This window comes from Stenotrophomonas sp. RIT309 (genome assembly GCF_000632045.1).
GTDB lineage: Bacteria > Pseudomonadota > Gammaproteobacteria > Xanthomonadales > Xanthomonadaceae > Stenotrophomonas > Stenotrophomonas indicatrix.
On sequence record NZ_JFYS01000003.1, the window covers coordinates 159,264 to 176,431 of the forward strand.

General features: G+C 67.9%; 16 protein-coding genes. 14 read left to right on the forward strand and 2 right to left on the reverse strand.

The features are described from left to right. Positions 1-22: 22 nt before the first annotated feature. Positions 23-631 (reverse strand): DUF998 domain-containing protein, encoded by a 609-nt coding sequence (locus tag BW38_RS17200; RefSeq protein WP_032975059.1) that lies wholly within the window; start codon positions 629-631, stop codon positions 23-25. Positions 632-784: 153 nt separating this feature from the next. Here BW38_RS17200 and trxA point away from each other — a divergent pair, with 153 nt between their 5' ends. The 5 genes from trxA (at position 785) to BW38_RS17175 (ending at position 6,396) form a co-directional block, all read left to right on the forward strand. After that, positions 785-1,642 (forward strand): thioredoxin, encoded by an 858-nt coding sequence (gene trxA, locus BW38_RS17195; protein WP_032975060.1) that lies wholly within the window; start codon positions 785-787, stop codon positions 1,640-1,642. Positions 1,643-1,749: 107 nt separating this feature from the next. Beyond that, the gene (locus tag BW38_RS17190; protein ID WP_032975061.1) at positions 1,750-3,450 is read left to right on the forward strand and encodes a FecR domain-containing protein; all 1,701 of its coding nucleotides are present in this window, start codon (positions 1,750-1,752) and stop codon (positions 3,448-3,450) included. Continuing rightward, positions 3,447-5,081 carry a CHASE2 domain-containing protein gene (locus tag BW38_RS17185; protein ID WP_032975062.1) on the forward strand — a complete coding sequence of 545 codons (1,635 nt, stop codon included), beginning with the start codon at positions 3,447-3,449 and terminating at the stop codon, positions 5,079-5,081. Before BW38_RS17190 ends, BW38_RS17185 begins: the two co-directional genes overlap by 4 nt. A gap of 89 nt (positions 5,082-5,170) precedes the next feature. Then, positions 5,171-5,623, forward strand: coding sequence for a DUF4442 domain-containing protein (locus tag BW38_RS17180; RefSeq protein ID WP_032975063.1), 453 nt, complete (start codon positions 5,171-5,173; stop codon positions 5,621-5,623). 53 nt (positions 5,624-5,676) lie between these two features. Then, positions 5,677-6,396, forward strand: a complete 720-nt coding sequence (locus tag BW38_RS17175; RefSeq protein ID WP_025879092.1) for a hypothetical protein — start codon at positions 5,677-5,679, stop codon at positions 6,394-6,396. 7 nt (positions 6,397-6,403) lie between these two features. On the opposite strand, the gene BW38_RS17170 is transcribed toward BW38_RS17175, so the two are convergent. Then, positions 6,404-7,675, reverse strand: a complete 1,272-nt coding sequence (locus BW38_RS17170) for a hypothetical protein (protein WP_235189892.1) — start codon at positions 7,673-7,675, stop codon at positions 6,404-6,406. A gap of 84 nt (positions 7,676-7,759) precedes the next feature. On the opposite strand from BW38_RS17170, the gene BW38_RS17165 reads away from it, so the two are divergent. From BW38_RS17165 to rnfB, 9 genes are all read left to right on the forward strand, one after another. After that, positions 7,760-8,443: a DUF502 domain-containing protein gene (locus BW38_RS17165; RefSeq protein ID WP_032975065.1), complete on the forward strand. Its 684-nt coding sequence runs from the start codon at positions 7,760-7,762 to the stop codon at positions 8,441-8,443. Further along, the gene (locus BW38_RS17160; RefSeq protein ID WP_025879090.1) at positions 8,440-9,225 is read left to right on the forward strand and encodes a queuosine precursor transporter; all 786 of its coding nucleotides are present in this window, start codon (positions 8,440-8,442) and stop codon (positions 9,223-9,225) included. Before BW38_RS17165 ends, BW38_RS17160 begins: the two co-directional genes overlap by 4 nt. 96 nt (positions 9,226-9,321) lie before the next feature. Then, positions 9,322-11,265 (forward strand): DUF885 family protein, encoded by a 1,944-nt coding sequence (locus BW38_RS17155; RefSeq protein ID WP_032975066.1) that lies wholly within the window; start codon positions 9,322-9,324, stop codon positions 11,263-11,265. Between the two features lie 16 nt (positions 11,266-11,281). Further along, complete coding sequence (locus BW38_RS17150; RefSeq protein ID WP_032975067.1) at positions 11,282-12,352, forward strand: serine hydrolase domain-containing protein; 1,071 nt, start codon at positions 11,282-11,284, stop codon at positions 12,350-12,352. Continuing rightward, positions 12,349-12,753, forward strand: a complete 405-nt coding sequence (locus tag BW38_RS17145) for a VOC family protein (protein WP_032975068.1) — start codon at positions 12,349-12,351, stop codon at positions 12,751-12,753. The genes BW38_RS17150 and BW38_RS17145 overlap by 4 nt, the downstream gene beginning before the upstream one ends. A 386-nt stretch (positions 12,754-13,139) precedes the next feature. Continuing rightward, the gene (locus BW38_RS17140; RefSeq protein WP_025879086.1) at positions 13,140-13,589 is read left to right on the forward strand and encodes a DUF2147 domain-containing protein; all 450 of its coding nucleotides are present in this window, start codon (positions 13,140-13,142) and stop codon (positions 13,587-13,589) included. A 102-nt stretch (positions 13,590-13,691) separates the two neighbouring features. Then, complete coding sequence (gene metG / locus BW38_RS17135; protein ID WP_032975075.1) at positions 13,692-15,764, forward strand: methionine--tRNA ligase; 2,073 nt, start codon at positions 13,692-13,694, stop codon at positions 15,762-15,764. A 76-nt stretch (positions 15,765-15,840) separates the two neighbouring features. Further along, entirely contained in the window at positions 15,841-16,431 is a 591-nt protein-coding gene (locus tag BW38_RS17130; protein WP_025879084.1) for an HAD family hydrolase, read from the forward strand. 24 nt (positions 16,432-16,455) lie between these two features. Then, a complete protein-coding gene (rnfB, locus tag BW38_RS17125) occupies positions 16,456-16,869 on the forward strand; it encodes an Rnf electron transport complex subunit RnfB (RefSeq protein WP_032952130.1) in 414 nt (137 codons plus the stop codon). The last annotated feature ends 299 nt before the right edge of the window (positions 16,870-17,168 follow it).

A 17,168-nucleotide genomic window follows, 5' to 3' on the forward strand; every position in this document is an offset into this window, starting at 1 on the left:
CGGCGCGGCTGCGGGAAGCGTCTCAGCGCCCGCGCGACAGAGGCAGGGCCAGGGCCAGCCATAGCGCCCAGCAGGCAAAGGCCAACCGCTGCGCCAGCGCCGCCGGCAGTACCCCCGGCAAGCCGAACGCCAGCAGACCGGCACCGATTCCGCAGGCCAGCGTCAGCAGGCCCAGCCTGCGCCCGCCGGAATGCCACAGCCGCGCCGCGCCCAGCATCACGCTGCCGGCGACAAAGGCCAGTGCCCAGACCATCCACACGCTGGCGTGCAGCTTGCTGGCAGGGCCCTGCATGCCCATCTGGTCTTCGAAATCCAGCGGCAGCAGGCCCATCGCGATGAAGGCGAGACCGGCCAGCAGCAGCATCTGGCTGCCCACGCGTGCCGTCCAGGCGGCGTCCACCGGCAGCTGCCGGCGCAGGCGCTCGGCCACGACCACCGCCAGTGCACCCGGCAGCACCAGGCCCAGCAGGTTGAAGCCCAGCGCATGGGGGATGCCGTGCGCGCCCAGCCAGGTCACCGGATGCATCGCCTGCGAATAGTCCGGCAGGGCCGCGCCGAAGCCGGCCACCGACAGCACGAACAGGGCTGCGGCGAGCATGCCTACCCAACGATCCAGCCGAACCACGGACATTGCAGCCACTCTTCAGGAGAACATCAGCCCATTGTCACGGCAGCCGGCACCTGCGCCAAGCCGTCCGCGATTTCATGGGGGGCGTGACCGCAGGGTTGAGACCGGCAAGGTTCGTCACCATAGAATCGGTCTCCAGATGCCGAACGATGCCCCATGACCGAGACGACCTACGTATTCGATGCCACCACTGCCACCTTCGAGGCGGAAGTGCTGCAGAAGTCGCTGCAGACGCCGGTCCTGGTGGATTTCTGGGCGACCTGGTGCGAACCGTGCAAGACCCTCGGCCCGATGCTGGAGAAGCTGGCCGGCGAATACAACGGCGCGTTCGAGCTGGCCAAGGTCGACGTGGACAAGGAACAGCAGATCGCGGCGGCCTTCCAGATCCGTTCGGTGCCCACCGTGTTCCTGGTCAAGGGTGGACAGCTGGTGGACGGTTTCCCCGGCGCCCTGCCGGAAGGCCAGCTGCGTGAATTCCTGGCCCAGCACGGCGTTGTGCCGGCTGACGTCGGCGACACCATCGCCGAAGACGAAGCGCCGCTGGACCCGCAGGCGCAGGTCGACGTGCTGCGCGCGCAGATCGCCGCCGAGCCGGACAAGGATGAGCTGAAGCTCGACCTGGCCCTGGCGCTGCTGCAGGTCGGCGGCGTGGACGAGGCCGCTACCCTGATCGATGCCCTGCCCGCCAACCTGGCCACCGACGACCGCGCCGTGCGTGGCCGCGCCCGGCTCTCCTTCGCCGCCGCGCTGAAGGATGCCCCGCCCGCCGAGGAGCTGGATGCGCGCATCGCTGCCGACGGCAAGGATCTGCAGGCACGCCACCTGCGGGGTGTGCAGCTGCTGCTGGCCGGCGAGGACGAAGCTGCGCTGGAACAGTTCCTGGAGATGCTGCGGATCGACCGCAGTTTCCAGGAAGGACTGCCGCGCAAGGCCCTGATCGATGCGTTCAACGTCATCGCCGATGAAGACCTGGTCGGCCGTTCGCGGCGCCGGATGGCCTCCCTGCTGTTCTGAACGGCACCGGCATCGTTCAGAATCCCTGCACTGAACGCGGGCAATAATGCCCGCGATGGTGGCCCCCAGGGTCGCCACGATCCGTTCGGGGGGATGAGGTCGGGGCCATGGGGTCTTGCTGCTGCGCCCCCGCTTTGCCGGGACAGCTATCCGTGACCGTTGGCCGCTCGTCGTCTTTCATCAAGTATTTCCTGCACACACTGCTGTGTGCCCTCTGCCTGTGGCCGGCGCTCGCCGGCGCGCAGGACTGGAACTACCGGGTCCGCCCCGGCGATACCCTGTGGGATCTCGGCGCGGCCTACCTCAAGCCCAGCATCGGCTGGCAGCAGCTGCAGCAGCACAACCGCATCGACAACCCGTACCGGCTGCCGCCGGGTGAACTGCTGCGCTTTCCGATCGGCTGGCTGCGCGTTGAGCCCGCCCCGGCGCGGGTACTGGCCGTGCGTGGGCAGGTTGAACTGAGCGCGGCCGATGGCAGCAGCAGCCGCGCCGTGCGCGCAGGCGAACAGCTGCACATCGGTGACGCGATCCAGACCAAGGCCGATTCCAGCATCACCCTTGAGTTCGCCGATGCGTCGCGTTTGCAGCTGCGCGAATACTCACGCCTGCGCCTGGACCAGCTCAGCCGCTATGGCCGCACCGGCATGGTCGATACCCGCCTGCGCCTGCAGCAGGGGCGCGCCAGCAACCGGGTCACCCCTGCGCGCGGGCCCGCCTCGCGCTACATCATCGATGCCCCTACGGCCACCAGCAGCGTGCGCGGCACCGTGTTCCGGGTCAGTGCCGGCGATGACGCCCATGCCGGTGCCACCGAGGTACTGGAGGGCAAGGTGCAGGTCGGCAACCCGCATGGCCAGCGTCTGGTGCACCCCGGCCAGGCCAGCCGCAGCGCGGGCAGCGGAACGGCGCCCGAAGCGGTTTCCGGTTTGCTGCCGGCACCGCGCCTGCGTGCCGATGCGACCCGCCTGGGAGCCCTGCCGGCCCAGCTCGCGTGGGAGCCGGTGACCGGCGCCGATCACTACCGGGTCGAAGTGGTGCTGGCCGCCACCCCGGAAATCCTGTTGTTTGCCGCCGACACCGCCGACACCCGGCTGCTGATCGGCGAGCTGCCGCCAGGGACGCTGCGCCTGCTGCTGCGCGCAGTGGATGCACAGGGTGTGGAAGGCCTGGATGCCAGCGAGGATTTCGTCCTCGACGACCAGCCGCCACCGCCGCTGACCATTTCCCCGCTGCAGGGACAGGCGGTCAACAGCGACCGTCCCCGCTTCCACTGGAGCCAGGCGCCCGGTGCCAGCAGCAGCGTGCTGCAGGTGGCCGACGAGCCGCAGTTCCTGCAGCCGCTGCGCGAGCAGAGCACCGGCGGCACCGACCTGCGCCTGGGCCAGCCGCTGCCTCCCGGCCAGTACTACTGGCGGGTCGCTTCGCGTGATGACCAGGGCCACCAGGGTCGCTACGGCCAGGCACTGACGCTGCAACTGACCGATGAACCGGTGGACCCGGCACTGCAGCCGCCCGAAGCCACCGATGGCGAGCTGACCCTGCGCTGGCAGGCGGGAAGCGACGGGCAGCGCTACCGCGTGCAGGTCGATCGCCGCGGCGACTTCAGCGCGCCGCTGCTCGATACCACCGTCGACCAACCGCAGGTCAGTTTCAAGCGCCCGTGGCGCGGCACGCTGCACATCCGCGTGCAGTACATCGATGACGACGGCCATGCTGGCCCGTTCTCGCCCGCCCAGCAGGTCAAGCTGCCGTGTCGCCTGTGCTACGGCGCCAGTGGTGGTGCCCTGCTGCTGTGGCTGTTGCTGTGAGGCGCTCGCCGCTGCCGTGGTCGCGACGGATCCTGCTGGCCCTGCTGGCGGGTGTAGCGACGGCGGTGGTCAGCCATGGCCAGTGGCTGTGGCGGCAGGACGAAAGCGCGTACGACCTGATGGTCGGCAGCTGGGATTACCGCCCCGACCCCAGCGTGCTGATCGTGGCCATCGACGAAGGCAGCCTGCAGCAGCTGGGCCAGTGGCCGTGGCCGCGCTCGATGCATGCCCGCCTGCTGGACCGCTTGACCGACGCCGGTGCCGAGCGCGTCGCGCTGGACCTCATGCTGTCCGAGCCCGATCGTCGCGATGCGCGCCAGGATGCCGAGCTGGCAGCGGCGATCCGTCGCAACGGCCACGTGGTGCTGCCGGTGCTGGCCGCGCCTGCCGCTGGCGACCGCATGGCCGAGGAAATGCTGCCGATCCCGCTGATTGCCGCCAGCGCCGCCGCCCTCGGCCACAGTGACGTTGAAGTCGACGGCGATGGTGTCGCCCGCGGGGCCTACCTGCACGCCGGCATCGGCCAGGCGCACTGGCCGGCACTCGGCCTGGCGTTGACCGGCCTGCCGCCGCAACGCGCACAGGGCCTGCCCGATCCCGACCCGGCGCTGGACTCGCCCTATCAATGGCGCCGCAATGATTACGTGCGCGTGCGTTATGCCGGGCCACCGGAACGCTTGCCGCAGGTGTCCTACGCCGATGTGCTGGAAGGGCGCGTGGATGCCTCGATGCTGCGTGGCAGGCGCATCGTGGTGGGCATGACGGCCAGCGGCATCGCCCTCCGCCTGTTGACACCCACCACCCGCGAATACTGGATGAGCGGCAGCGAGTACCAGGCCAACATCGCCTCGATGCTGCTGCAGGACAAGCAGATCAACGTGTTGCCCCGCGCCTGGCAGGACGCCCTGGCCGGCCTGCTGGTGGCCATGTGCGTGCTGCTGCTCGGGCTGCGCCTGCCCTGGGTGGTTGCGCTGTGCTCGCTGCCGGCCGCGCCGCTGCTGAGCTGGCTGCTGCTGCGCACCGGCAGCCTCTGGTGGGCGCCGGCCAGCGCCCTGCTCGGCGTCGTGCTGGTGCTGACGGCGTGGGCGACCTGGCGCATCGCCTCCTGGCACCGCCAGGCCAACCGTGATGCGCTGACCGGACTGGGCAACCGCCTGCGCTTCGAACAGTCGCTGCAACAGGAATGCGATGCGGCACGCCGCAGTGGCAAGCCACTGACCCTGGCCCTGATCGACGTCGACCACTTCAAGCACCACAACGATCGTCATGGCCACCAGGTCGGCGATCGCGTGCTGTGCGAAGTGGCCCGCCTGATCCAGGCGCATGCCCGGCGCCCCCGTGACATGGCTGCCCGCTACGGCGGCGACGAGTTCGCACTGGTGTTGCCCGACACCCCGGTTGAAGGCGCGCGGCAGGTGATCGAAGACCTGATCTCCTGCATCCGCGCCCTGCCGCCGCCCGGCGATGGCAGCGACACAGGCGTCACCCTGACCATCGGCGTCTACACCCGTGTGCCTGACGGCGACCTGCAACCGCATCATTTCGTCGAAGGCGCCGACAACGCGCTGTACCGGGCCAAGGACAATGGCCGCGACGGCTACGTGATCGACGGCGGCACGCCCGAGCCATAGCGCCGGGCAGGCCTGTCGGGGCGCCGCGGGCTACAACATACGCATGCGAATGGTTAAACTGGGCGTCCCGTCTCCTGCCCGGTTCCCGCATGAAAGCCAGCACGTTCCGCTTCGGCATCAACCTGTGGCCACCGTTCCTGTTCACCGGCATCCATGTCACCAGGATCACCCCGGACTACCGGCAGATCGACGTGGAACTGCGCCTGCGCCCCTGGAACCGCAACTACGTCGGCACCCACTTCGGTGGCAGCCTGTTTGCGATGACCGATCCGTTCTGGATGCTGGGCCTGATGCACACCCTGGGCCGCGACTATTACGTCTGGGATCGCGCCGGTGCGATCGATTTCCTCAAGCCCGGTCGTGGAACGGTGCGCACGTCTTTCCGCATCGACGATGCACTGCTGGATGAACTGCGCACGGCGGCGGCTGGTGGCGAAAAAGTGCTGCGCTGGTTCAGCAACGACGTGGTCGACGAAGCTGGCGAGGTGGTCGCGCAGGTACGCAAGCAGGTCTATGTGCGCCTGAAGCCACACGCACGGTAAAGCGGGCCGGCGCACGCCCGGCTATCCTCTGCAGCCCTGCCATGGAGGCTGCAATGCGCCTTTTCTTCCTTGCTGCGGCACTGACCGCCCTGCCCTTCGCCGCCACTGCACTGGACGTGCCGCCGGTGCGCTATCCCGCCGTGCCCGCGCACGCCGCCACGGCCGAGGGTTTCGTACCTGCCGGCTGGACGCTGGAATACAGGATCGAAGGCGACCTCGACCAGGACGGGCGCGCAGACCTCGCGCTGGTGCTGCGCCAGCAGGACCCGCGCAACATCATCGAACACGATGGGTTTGGCCCTTCGCCGTATGACAGCAACCCGCGCATCCTCGCCATCGCCTTCGCGCGACCGTCCGGCTACGTGCTGGCCGCGCAGAACCACACGCTCATTCCACGGCCGGACTCGCCCGTGCTCAGCGATGCGCTGGCCGAAGGCACCGGCGTGTCGATCCAGCGCGGCGCACTGCGGGTTGGGTTGTACTCGTTCTCCAGCGCGGGCAGCTGGTCGATGGGCACCACCACGTTCACGTTCCGCTGGCAGGAAGGCAACTTCGCGCTGATCGGCTACGACCGCGACACGATGATGCGCAATTCCGGGCAGACCGAGGGCCTCAGCGTGAACTACTCCACCGGCAAGGTGAAGCTGACCGAAGGCAGCATGCAGGACGACAAGGAACAGGTGCGCTGGCAGACCCTGCGTGACCGCAAGCACTGGACGCTGGACAGCGTCGGTGATGGCTGGGCGTTCAATCCGCTCGGCGACGGCAGCTGAGTGCGGGTCAATCCACCCGCAACGGCATCGACAGATGCGGGCCTTCCCCTTCGCGCGCAGGTCCGCGCCGCAGCAGCTGCAGGTAGCGGCCATCGGCAGACACCTCGGGCGTGCGGGCGTCCGAACGCCATTGCGCCGGCAACCGCGCCAGCGACTCGTCGGCGGGCCCGGGCTGCTGCCGCAGCCAGCGCTGCGCGCCGAGCAGGCGGATCATCGCCGCCGTATCCTGGCTGCGCGCCGCGTACGGCGCATAGGACGGCCCGGCGATGGCACTCAATGTGCATCCCAGCGGATTGGCCATGCAGCGCACATCCCATCCGAGTGGTGGCGACGCAGGGAGCGGGACGTCGGCCGCCAGCGCCGTGGCTGCAGCAGGCCGGCATGCCCAGCCGAAATTGCCGGCGATTCGGGCCAGGGTGTGGTCGCGATCCAGCAACAGACGGCTGCCTGCTGTCTGCGTGGACGCTTCCACCGCCGCCTTGTTCATCGCAAATTCGCCCTGCATTGCCTGGCACAGGCTCTGTTCGTTCGCGTCCAGTGGCTGCAGCGCCGCCTCGCAGGGGACGGGCAGCGCGTAATCCGGCGATTGCTCGACCAGCATGTCGCCCAGCAACGCGACATGGGTCCTCACCACGGCAGCGCCCATCATGCTGTCCATCAGCGTGCTGCCGGTCCGCATCAACCGCCGACCAAACCGCACCGCGCTGCAGCTGCCCTCGATGGCACCGGCAACATCGCCCTGCAGATAGGCCAATGCCTGTGCACTAGCCCCATCCAGCAGCGGCGCGTAGGCCGGCAGAGGCAGCAGCTCGCTTCCGCTGGGCCTGAACGGGGAATCGAAGCGATCGTAGTCCGCCATCCGGGCCAGTCGCTCATGCAGGCCGGCATGCCCGGTGTGGGCGTCAGCGAAGCGCTGCGGATCAGCGCGTACCTGTGCCAGGCAGCCGACCGGCCCGACTGCACAACGACCTGAGCGACCCGGATTCAACGGTGCGTGCCTGGCGGCCAGCACCGACGCTTGCGACGCCTGCGCGGGCGCGGTCTGCCAGCGCTGCAGATCTTCGGCCAATGCCGCCTCACGCTGGGCCAGGTCCAGCCCATCGAAGGGCAGCGTCCACAGCAGGGCGAAGCCGTTCCTGCCCTCGCTGCGATGCGCGGCTTCAAGCAGGCGGACATCCTCCCGCTGGGCGGCCGACAACGGCCAGAACCTCGACAGCAGCCATGCCGCGATGGCGATCACCAGCAGACCCAGCATTGCCCAGCCCAACCACCGCAGCATCCTCAACACAGCATCCCTTCCCTGCATGGCCAGCGCCGCCAACGGGCAGCGTAAACGAGCGACCGCGACCGCTACAATGCGCGCATGTCGCTCGATGCCCCCGCCCTGGTTCCCCGTCCCTCCCTGCAGCGCCTGTTCCTGACCGGCCTGCTGACCCTGTTGCCGATCTGGCTGACCTGGGTGGTGGTCAAATTCGTGTTCGTGCTGCTGTCGGGCATCTCCAGCCCGCTGGTGGTGCCGCTGTCCGAACAGATCGCTACCAGCTTCCCGCATTACCTCGGCTGGGTCCGCGCCGAATGGATCCAGAACACCATTGCCCTGCTGGCCACCCTGCTGGTGATCCTGGCGGTGGGCGTGGCCAGCCGCCGCGTGGTCGGCCAGCGCCTGCTGCGCTGGGTCGGCGCGGTCATCAAGCGCATTCCGCTGGCCAGCATCATCTATGACAGCGCCAAGAAGCTGCTGGACATGCTGCAGACCGAACCGGGCAGTACCCAGCGCGTGGTGTTGATCGACTTCCCGCACCGCGACATGAAGTCGGTGGGCCTGGTCACCCGGGTCATCAAGGAACAGGGCACCGACCGCGAACTGGCGGCCGTCTATGTGCCGACCACGCCGAACCCGACCTCCGGCTATCTGGAGATCGTGCCTGTCGAACTGCTCACCCCGACCGACTGGACGGTGGACCAGGCGATGAGCTTCATCATTTCCGGCGGTGCAGTGGCACCAGCCAGCGTTCCGTTCACCCGCGCCGGCGATCGTTCCGAATGAGCGAGGCGTCGCACGCGCGCCCGCTGCAGGACCGCGCGGTCCTGCTGTTCATCGTGCTGGCTGCGTTCTTCTGCGGCAACGCGGTGCTGGCCGAACTGATCGGGGTGAAGATCTTCGCCCTGGAAGACACCCTCGGCATCGACCCGCTGAACTGGAACCTGTTCGGCCAGACCGGCTCGTTGAGCTTCACCGCCGGCACGCTGCTGTGGCCGGTGGTGTTCATCATGACCGACACCATCAACGAATTCTTCGGCAAGCGCGGGGTGCGTTTCATCTCGTGGCTGGCGGTGGTGCTGATCGCCTACGGTTTCTTGTTCGCCTTCGCGGCGATCTCGCTGGCACCGGCCAGCTGGTGGGTAACCTCGATGGATGCCCACGGCGTGCCCGATTACCAGGCCGCGTTCGCGGCGGTGTTCGGACAGGGCATGTGGACCATCGCCGGTTCGCTGGTGGCGTTCCTGTTCGGCCAGTTGATCGACGTGGCGGTGTTCCACCGCATCCGCCAGGCAACCGGCGAGCGCCATGTATGGCTGCGTGCAACGGGTTCCACCGCGGTCTCGCAGCTGGTGGACAGCTTCGTGGTGATCTGGATCGCCTTCGTGCTTGGCCCGCAGCACTGGCCGACATCGCTGTTCCTGGCAGTGAGCAGTGTCAACTACGTCTACAAGATGGGCTTTGCGATCGCCCTGATTCCGTTGCTGTACCTGATGCGGCGTGCAATCACCCGCTATCTGGGCGAACACCGCGCCGCCGACCTGCGCGCTGCGGCCGCGGCTGACTGAAGCCCCAGCGACGCGCAAGCTGACTGCGCCCCCACGCTGGCCGTACGCGCGCGGATCGTGCAAGCTCCACGGTCTGTGTTCCACGGAAGCTTCTTGATGCCGTATTCCCCCCGCGTCCTGGCCGCCGCCATCGCCGCGTTGTTCCTGTTCAGCGCCGTTCCGCCGGCCGAAGCAGCGAAGAAGAAGGGCAGCCGCCCCGCCGCCGCGCAGACCCGCCAGGCGGCCAAGCCGAAGGCCCGCGCCGGCACACGTGCCACCACGCCCGCCCGCGGCAGTTCGGCGCGCCGCGCCGCGCCGCGCCCGGTCGCCCCTGCCCGTGCGGTGCCCAAGCAGGTGCAGCTGGAGCGGCTGTACGACGAATACTGGGATGCCTCCATGCGGTTGAACCCGCTGCAGGCCACCTTCCAGGGCGAGCCGCGCTACAACGACCAGCTGCCCAACATCCTTTCTGCCGCGTGGCGCCAGCAATCGCACGACTTCACCACCGAATGGCTGGGCAAGGTCGAGAAGATCGGCAGCGACGGCCTGCAGGGGCAGGACCTGCTCAGCTACGAGATCTTCGTGCGTGATGCCCGCGCTTCGCTGGCCGCCGAACGTTATCCGAGCTGGATGATGCCGATCAGCCAGTACTACAACGTCGGCAGCATCATGGCCATCCTCGGCGCCGGTGCTGGCGCACAGCCGTTCAATACGGCCAAGGACTACGACACCTGGTCGCGACGCTCGCTGGGCATCCCCGACCTGTTCGAGCAGGCCATCGACAACATGCGCCAGGGCATGAAGGCCGGCGTGGTGCAGCCGCGCGACCTGATGGAAAAGGTACTGCCGCAGCTGGACGCGGTGATCAAGCCGACCGCCGAAGAGAGCATCTTCTGGTCGCCGATCCGGACCATGCCCGAGTCCATCTCCGCCGAGGACAAGGCGCGCATCAGCGCCGAGTACAAGCGCATGATCGAACTGCGCATCATGCCGGCCTACCGTGCCCTGCGTGGCTTCATCGCCACCGAATACCTGCCTGCCACGCGCAGCAGCAGCGGCCTTGGCGCACTTCCCGACGGCCAGGCCTGGTACGCCAACCTGATCGTGCAGACCACCGCCAGCCAGCAGACCGCCGCGCAGCTGCATGCGCTGGGCGAGCAGCGTGTGCAGGAGCTGCAGGCGCAGATCACCACGGTGATGCGCGACGGCAAGCTGCGCAGTTCGCAGGCCAAGCTGCTGCGCAGCATGCGCAACGACCGCCAGTTCCAGTACAGCGATGCCAACGCGCTGCTCAACCGTTACCGGCAGGTGCAGCAGCAGGTCGATGCACGCCTGCCGCAGGTACTGGACACCCTGCCGAAGGCGCCGCTGCAGATCCGTGCAGTGGAACCGGAGCGTGCCATGACCGCCGCCGCAGCCTCCTACCAGCCGTCGCCGCCGGGACAACCCGGCGTGCTGTTCGTCAACACCCGCGACCTGCCCAGCCGCAAGCGCTGGAACGTGCCGGTGCAGTACCTGCACGAAGCCATTCCCGGCCACCATGTGCAGCTGGGGCTGCAGCAGGAACTGACCAAGCTGCCGCGCTTCCGCCGCCTCGGCGGTGACCTCGCCTTCGTCGAAGGCTGGGGCCTGTACGCGGAAACCCTGGGCGATGAGCTCGGCGCGTACACCGATCCGTACGACCGCATCGGCTATCTGTATTCGCGCCTGCTGCGCGCCGCGCGCGTGGTCGCCGATACCGGCGTGCATGCGCAGGGCTGGAGCAAGCAGCAGGCCGTGACCTATCTGCAGAAAACCGTGGACATGAGCGCTGACGATGCCAACGCGGAAGTGGAACGGATCATGGCCCAGCCTGGCCAGGCGCTGTCCAACGTCGCCGGCCTGACCACGATCATCGCCCTGCGCGACAAGGCCAAGGCACGCCAGGGCGCTGCGTTCGACCTGCGCCGCTTCCATGCCGAAGTGCTGAAGGACGGTTCGATGCCGCTGGATGTACTGGACCACAAGATCGAACGCTGGCTGGCGCAGCCGGCCGCTGCAACGCCTGCGCCCGCGCCCTGACCGCCACGGAGCTGCGATGCGCCCTGCCGCCCTGCTGTGTGCCACGGTTCTCGCTCTGCTGCCGTCGATAGCGTTGGCGGCTGCACCGCTGGCACCGCCGGATGCAGGCATCGATGGACTGATGCAGACCTACGACGGCCAGGTGCCGGGCGCAGCGGTGCTGGTGCTGCACGACGGGCAGCCGGTGTTCCGTCGCGGCTACGGCCTGGCCGTGGTTGAAGATGGCAGCCCAGTGACGCCGGCCAGCAACTTCCGCCTGGCCTCGGTCAGCAAGCAGTTCACCGCTGCGGCGGTGCTGTTGCTGGTCGAGGACGGCCGCCTGGCGCTGGACCAGCCCGCGCGGCGCTGGCTGCCGGAGCTGCCGCCCGCTGCTTTCGGCATCACCCTGCGCCAGCTGCTGTCGCACACCAGCGGCCTGCTGGACTACGAAGACCTGATCGACCCTGCCGACACCCGGCAGGTGCACGACACCGATGTGCTGGCGCTGTTGGCCCGCGAAGATCGACTCGCCTTCGCACCCGGCAGCCAGTACCGCTACAGCAACAGCGGCTACGCACTGCTGGCGCTGATCGTCGGCCGCGCCGCCGGCAGCGACTTTGCCAGCTTCCTGCAGCAGCGCATTTTCCAGCCGCTGGGCATGGCGCACACCGTGGCCCACCAGGACGGGATCGACCAGGTCGCGCAGCGTGCCTATGGCTACAGCGAAGTTGACGGACGTTGGCAACGTACTGACCAGAGCACCACCAGCGCCGTGCTCGGCGATGGTGGCATCTACTCCTCGCTGGACGACCTCGCCCGCTGGGACGCGGCCCTGTACGACGACCGCCTGCTGTCGGCCGCATCACGCAAGGCCATGTTCAGCCCGGCCACCGCCACCACCGAAGCGGACGTACCGCACTACGGCTTCGGCTGGCGCCTGAACGGCCGCATGCACTGGCACAGCGGCGAGAGCATCGGCTTCCGCAACGTGATCCTGCGCTATCCGGACAAGCACCTGACAGTCATCGTGCTGAGCAACCGCAACGCCCCCGAACCCTATCCGCTGGCGCTGAAGATCGCCCAGCGCTGGCTGGACACCCTGCAATGACCACCACGACCACCGGCCTGCTGGGCATCCACCATGCCGCACTGATCTGCAGCGACTACGCCCGCTCGAAAGACTTCTACGTGCGCGTGCTGGGCCTGCGCATACTGGCCGAGAACCACCGCGCGGCACGCGACTCGTGGAAACTGGACCTGGCCCTGCCCGATGGCGGCCAGCTGGAGCTGTTCTCCTTCCCCTCGCCCCCCGCACGGCCCAGCCGCCCCGAAGCCCAGGGCCTGCGCCATCTCGCGTTCCGGGTAGCCGCGCTGGAACCCTTCGTCGAACGCCTGGCCCGCCACGGCGTGGAATGCGAACCGATCCGCGTGGACGAATACACCGGCCGCCGCTTCACCTTCTTCGCCGACCCCGACGACCTGCCGCTGGAGCTGTACGAGACCGGTTGAGCGATTTTCAATCGCGGAAATTCATCCACGCATGGCATGGATCTGCGTGTCGACCAAGGTCGACACCCACCAAGAGCAGGCAATGCCATTCCGGCAGATCGCGAAAATCTGTCGAAGGCGGGGTGGGTCCGGTTGCGGGGGTGTCCGCGGCATGGATGCCGCGGCCAAGCCCCCATGGATGGGTTTACGGCGTCCCCCGCAACCGGACCCACCCCGCCATCCCACGGAATGCACGCTGTTGCTGTTGCCGTTGCCGTTGCCGTTGCAGTTGCAGTTGCGGGTGCCGGGTGCAACCCGGCCAACACCCCCCTTCCCCATACCCCGCCGAATGGGTATACAGTCGACCCGTACCGGCATCGTGCCGGAATGAACCCTGGGAGGGGACCATGCGCAAGACCTTCAAGACCCTGCTGCTGGCGCTGCCGCTGTGCCTGGCCGCGCTCTCCGCGCAGGCCGCCGACAGTGCCGCCGGCCGCTGGAAGACCATCGACGACAAGACCGGCAAGGTGAAGTCGATCGTCGAGATCAGCCAGGCCGCCAACGGCACGCTGTCCGGCAAGGTGGTCGAGATCCTGCACTCGGACAAGGGCCCGAACCCGGTCTGCGATGGTTGCGAGGGCGCCAACAAGAACAAGCCGGTGAAGGGCATGACCATCCTCTGGAACCTGAGCCAGGACAAGGGCACCACCAGCAAGTGGTCCGGTGGCACCATCCTCGACCCGGCCAACGGCAAGACCTATCGCTCGAAGATCGAGCTGCAGCCGGGTGGCGGCAAGCTGGACGTGTCCGGCTGCATCGCCTTCATCTGCCGCGCGCAGACCTGGGTCCGCGAGTAAGCGTCACGGCCCCGGCAATGCCCTGGTGACCCGGCTCCGGCCGGGTCACCGCGTTGCGGGCATGCGATAATCCCCGGTTCCCCCTGGCTGCACCCCGTGACCATGACCCGTACCGCGCTCGTCACCACCGCCCTGCCCTACGCCAACGGCCCGCTGCACCTGGGCCACCTGGTCGGCTACATCCAGGCTGACATCTGGGTGCGGGCGCGTCGAATGAGTGGCGGCAAGGCCTGGTTCGTGTGCGCCGACGACACCCACGGCACGCCGATCATGCTGGCTGCGGAAAAGGCCGGGGTCACCCCGGAAACCTTCATCGCCAACATCCAGGCCAGCCACGAGCGCGATTTCGCCGCTTTCGGCGTCGCCTTCGACCATTACGACTCGACCAATTCCGCCGCCAACAAGGCGCTGACCGAAGCGTTCTACCTGAAGCTGGAAGCGGCCGGCCACATCAGCCGCCGTTCGGTGGCGCAGTTCTACGACCCGGCCAAGGGCATGTTCCTGCCCGACCGCTACGTCAAGGGCATCTGCCCGAACTGCGGCAGCGCCGACCAGTACGGCGACAACTGCGAGGTCTGCGGCGCCACCTATGCGCCGACCGACCTGAAGGAGCCGCGCTCGGTGATCTCCGGGGCAACCCCGGAAATGCGCGATTCGGAGCACTTCTTCTTCGAGGTCGGCCACTTCGACGGCTTCCTGCGCGACTGGCTGGCCGGCGATGTCGCCCTGCCGGGCGTGAAGGCCAAGCTGGGTGAATGGCTCAACGCCGAAGGCGGCCTGCGTGCGTGGGACATCTCGCGCGATGCGCCGTACTTCGGTTTCGAGATTCCCGGCCAGCCGGGTAAGTACTTCTACGTCTGGCTGGACGCGCCGATCGGCTACCTGTCCAGCTTCCAGACCCTGTGCAGCAGGATCGGCGAGGACTTCGAAGCGCACCTGCGCGCCGGCACCAGCACCGAGCTGCATCATTTCCTCGGCAAGGACATCGTCAATTTCCATGGCCTGTTCTGGCCGGCGGTGCTGCACGGCACCGGCCACCGCGCGCCGACCCGCCTGCACGTCAACGGCTACCTGACCGTCGATGGCGCGAAGATGAGCAAGTCGCGCGGCACCTTCGTGATGGCGCGCACGTTCCTCGATGCCGGCCTGGAGCCGGAGGCACTGCGTTACTACTTCGCCGCCAAGTCCGGTGGTGGCGTCGACGACCTCGACCTGAACCTGGGCGACTTCATCGCGCGCGTCAACGCCGATCTGGTCGGCAAGTTCGTCAACCTCGCCAGCCGCTGCGCCGGTTTCATCAGCAAGCGCTTCGATGGCCAGTTGGCCGCGCAGCTGCCCGACGCGGCGCAGTACCAGCGCTTCGTCGATGGCCTGGCGCCGATCCGTGAGGCATACGAGCGCAACGACCCGGCCGCGGCGATCCGCCTGACCATGACCCTGGCCGATGAAGCCAACCGCTACATCGACGACGTCAAGCCGTGGGTGATCGCCAAGCAGGAAGGCGCCGACGCGCAGCTGCAGGCGGTCTGCAGCCAGGGCCTGAACCTGTTCCGCGTACTGGTCACCGCCCTGAAGCCGGTGCTGCCAGCCACCGCGGCGCAGGCCGAGGCCTTCCTGGCCGCGCCGGTGAATGACTGGACCGAGCTGGCGCAGCCGCTGCTGGGCCACCGCATCACCGACTACACCCCGCTGTTCACCCGTATCGACCCGAAGAAGATTGACGCCATGATCGACGCCTCCAAGGACACCCTGACCACCGCCGCCCCCGCTGCCAAGGTTGAAGCAAGCAAGCCTGCCGCACCGGTGGTGGCCAAGGACGAAGCAAAGAGCGCCGACGCGCCGGCCTACATCGGCATCGACGACTTCGCCAAGCTCGACCTGCGCATCGGCAAGGTGCTGGTGTGCGAGTTCGTGGAAGGCTCGGACAAGCTGCTGCGTTTCGAACTGGATGCCGGCGACCTCGGCAAGCGCCAGATCTTCTCCGGCATCCGCGCCAGCTACGGCGAGCCGGAAGCGCTGGTCGGCCGCAGCGTGGTGTTCATCGCCAACCTGGCACCGCGCAAGATGCGCTTCGGCCTGAGCGAAGGCATGATCCTGTCGGCCGGTTTCGATGGCGGCGCGCTGGCGCTGCTGGACGCCGACAGCGGCGCGCAGCCGGGCATGCCGGTTCGTTGATGCAGTACGGGCGCGGCCCTGGCCGCGCCCGGTCATGAGCACCGCGAAGGGAGGTACCGTGATGGGAGATGCTGCGTTGGAACTGGCGCTGTTCGACTTCGACCACACTGTCACCACCTGCGACACCTATGGCCGCTTCCTGCGCCGGGTCGCCACCGCCGAACAGCTGGCACAGGCCTGGTGGAAAGTCGGCCCGTGGCTGCTGGCCTACAAGCTGAAACTGATCTCCGCCGAGCGCATCCGCGCACGGGTGACCCGGTTGACCTTCAGCGAGCGCCACGCCGATGACATCGAGACGCTGGCTGCGGGCTTCTCCCGCGAGTTCCTGCCCGATGTCGTGCGCCCGGAAATGCTGGAGCAGATCCGTTGGCACAAGGAGCAGCAGCACACCGTGGTGGTGGTGTCCGGTTCACTGGACCTGTACCTGCGGCCGTGGTGCGAACAACTGGGCCTGCAGCTGATCTGCAATCGGCTGGAAAGCGAAAGCGGACGCCTGACCGGCCGCTACGCCGGTGGCGATTGTGGTCCGCGCAAGGTTGAGCACATCCGCCGCCAGTTCGACCTGTCACGTTACACACGCATCCATGCCTACGGTGACAGCGCGGAGGATCGCCCGATGCTGGCCCTGGCGCACGAGCGCTGGTACCGCGGCAAACCCCTGAAGTAACCCAACGCGCAGCCTTCGCCACGCATGAGCCTGATTCCGCCCCTGACCGAACGCCTGGACCGCTTGCTGCCGCAGACCCAATGCGGGCAATGCGGTTACGACGGCTGTCGCCCGTACGCGCAGGCGATGGCACGTGGGGAGGCTGGCGTGGATCGTTGTCCGCCCGGCGGCGATGCCGGTGCGCGGGCGTTGGCGCAGGTGCTGGGTGTGCCGGCGTTGCCGTTCGATCGCAGCCGGGGCGAGCACAAGCCGCCGCAGGTGGCGTTGATCGTGGAGGCTGACTGCATCGGTTGCACCAAGTGCATACAGGCGTGCCCGGTGGATGCGATCGTCGGCGGGGCAAAGTACATGCACACGGTGATTGCCGATCTGTGCACGGGGTGCGAGTTGTGTATTCCACCGTGCCCGGTGGATTGCATCGAGCTGGTGTTGGTGTAGGTTTTTTTTTGCGACGCCGCGGCGTCGCGTTGCGCTGAGAGCAACAGCAACAGCAACAGCAACAGCAACGGCAACGGCAACGGCAACGGCAACGGCTGGGAGCGTCGGCTGCCTGGGTTTGATGATCTGGGCTGGTGGGCGGGGGCAAGCGGGACACGCCGTGAACCCATCCATGGGGGCTCGATGGCGCCTTGCTCGTGTGCGCTATCCTGCGCACACGGCAAGACCTGGGTTGGGCGTCCTGCCCAACCCGCCAGGCGCATGCGCCTGGCCCATGGCGCCAACGGTCCCGCTTGCCC

What these genes read in the sequence shown, in the direction of transcription:
- BW38_RS17200 (WP_032975059.1), bottom strand. Translation starts at nt 631, where the DNA reads ATGTCCGTGGTTCGGCTGGATCGTTGGGTAGGCATGCTCGCCGCAGCC.
- trxA (WP_032975060.1), top strand. Translation starts at nt 785, where the DNA reads ATGACCGAGACGACCTACGTATTCGATGCCACCACTGCCACCTTCGAG.
- BW38_RS17190 (WP_032975061.1), top strand. Translation starts at nt 1,750, where the DNA reads ATGGGGTCTTGCTGCTGCGCCCCCGCTTTGCCGGGACAGCTATCCGTG.
- BW38_RS17180 (WP_032975063.1), top strand. Translation starts at nt 5,171, where the DNA reads ATGAAAGCCAGCACGTTCCGCTTCGGCATCAACCTGTGGCCACCGTTC.
- BW38_RS17175 (WP_025879092.1), top strand. Translation starts at nt 5,677, where the DNA reads ATGCGCCTTTTCTTCCTTGCTGCGGCACTGACCGCCCTGCCCTTCGCC.
- BW38_RS17170 (WP_235189892.1), bottom strand. Translation starts at nt 7,675, where the DNA reads ATGCTGCGGTGGTTGGGCTGGGCAATGCTGGGTCTGCTGGTGATCGCC.
- BW38_RS17165 (WP_032975065.1), top strand. Translation starts at nt 7,760, where the DNA reads ATGTCGCTCGATGCCCCCGCCCTGGTTCCCCGTCCCTCCCTGCAGCGC.
- BW38_RS17160 (WP_025879090.1), top strand. Translation starts at nt 8,440, where the DNA reads ATGAGCGAGGCGTCGCACGCGCGCCCGCTGCAGGACCGCGCGGTCCTG.
- BW38_RS17155 (WP_032975066.1), top strand. Translation starts at nt 9,322, where the DNA reads ATGCCGTATTCCCCCCGCGTCCTGGCCGCCGCCATCGCCGCGTTGTTC.
- BW38_RS17150 (WP_032975067.1), top strand. Translation starts at nt 11,282, where the DNA reads ATGCGCCCTGCCGCCCTGCTGTGTGCCACGGTTCTCGCTCTGCTGCCG.
- BW38_RS17145 (WP_032975068.1), top strand. Translation starts at nt 12,349, where the DNA reads ATGACCACCACGACCACCGGCCTGCTGGGCATCCACCATGCCGCACTG.
- BW38_RS17140 (WP_025879086.1), top strand. Translation starts at nt 13,140, where the DNA reads ATGCGCAAGACCTTCAAGACCCTGCTGCTGGCGCTGCCGCTGTGCCTG.
- metG (WP_032975075.1), top strand. Translation starts at nt 13,692, where the DNA reads ATGACCCGTACCGCGCTCGTCACCACCGCCCTGCCCTACGCCAACGGC.
- rnfB (WP_032952130.1), top strand. Translation starts at nt 16,456, where the DNA reads ATGAGCCTGATTCCGCCCCTGACCGAACGCCTGGACCGCTTGCTGCCG.